The 543-nt window shown below is 37.4% G+C and carries 1 protein-coding gene; it reads left to right on the forward strand.

Translation table 11 applies throughout. The annotated features are described in order from the left end of the window. Positions 1–36 precede the first annotated feature (36 nt). On the forward strand, positions 37–363 hold the full coding sequence (locus tag ACTS4L_RS11430; RefSeq protein WP_440652080.1) for a S8 family serine peptidase: 327 nt from the start codon (positions 37–39) through the stop codon (positions 361–363). The last annotated feature ends 180 nt before the right edge of the window (positions 364–543 follow it).

Consider the following 543-nt stretch of genomic DNA (forward strand, 5'->3'; position numbering starts at 1 on the left):
ATCAAGCAAGTTATCAAATGTATTTAAAAATGAAACATGAATGTGAGAAATTTAAAAGTGCGTAACTTCAGTTACTATTTAGAAGGAACCTCTTTGTCCGCTCCGCATGTTGCTGGTATTGCTGCTATGATCTATGCCTTAAGTCCTAATGCTGATTTTAATTATGTCAAAACAAAACTATCGCAGTCCACGTGGGGAAATAATGTGGTTAATGCCCAAGAGGCAGTGCGGCAAACAGTTGTCGCTGAGCAAAGCAATGACGCGCAGTCAGAAGGCGGCGGTGGTGCTAATAGTACCGGTGTCGCTATTGCTGCTGGTGCCGGTGCCCTTGCTTCAGCATTAGCACTTATATTATTCATATGAATATTGATAATTAACAACGATCCTGTAAAATATCATGATAATTTACAACTCTACTGCTGATTATCATGAATTTAACACGAATACTAGATTTAACTACCCTTTTAACACGGCTGTCCCATCTAAAATATGTTGACTTTTGCTAAATTTATCTTTGAATATGTTGACTTTTGCTAAATTTAT

This window comes from Cysteiniphilum sp. 19S12-1 (genome assembly GCF_052030685.1).
GTDB lineage: Bacteria > Pseudomonadota > Gammaproteobacteria > Francisellales > Francisellaceae > Caedibacter.

Bases quoted from the DNA above. Each gene is read 5' to 3' on its own strand.
- ACTS4L_RS11430 (WP_440652080.1), top strand. From the start codon at position 37: ATGAATGTGAGAAATTTAAAAGTGCGTAACTTCAGTTACTATTTAGAA.